This window comes from Vibrio sp. 10N.222.49.C9 (genome assembly GCF_041474985.1).
In the GTDB taxonomy this organism is placed as follows: domain Bacteria; phylum Pseudomonadota; class Gammaproteobacteria; order Enterobacterales; family Vibrionaceae; genus Vibrio; species Vibrio crassostreae_C.
The window spans coordinates 1-295 of the sequence record NZ_JBFRVD010000235.1; the positions used below are offsets into that span (position 1 = coordinate 1).

Below are 295 nucleotides of genomic sequence, written 5' to 3' on the forward strand. Positions count from 1 at the left end.
GTATAGGTAGCCCTCTTTTACTGTTGGCTCAAATGGAGGTGTGTGCCAGTCATTGAGGTTTCCTGCTGGCACCACATCAGTGTGTCCAGCGAAGGCAAACAAAGGCGCTTCTGAGCCCTTACGAGCCCATAGATTGAGCGTATCTTCGAAATGCATGACTTCAATGTCAAAGCCGAGCGCTTTAAGACGTTCAATCATCAGAGGTTGGCAGCCAGCATCTTCTGGAGTGACGGATTGACGGCTCATCAAGTCGATAGCCAAGTCTAAAACAGGACTTGAGTTCATCCTAATTCCT

Annotated in this window: 1 pseudogene; it reads right to left on the bottom strand. The window is 48.5% G+C overall.

The features are described 5' to 3' along the window. Positions 1 to 285: pseudogene (locus AB4585_RS22920) on the bottom strand (succinyl-diaminopimelate desuccinylase); the annotation flags it as partial. Between the last annotated feature and the right edge of the window lie 10 nt (positions 286 to 295).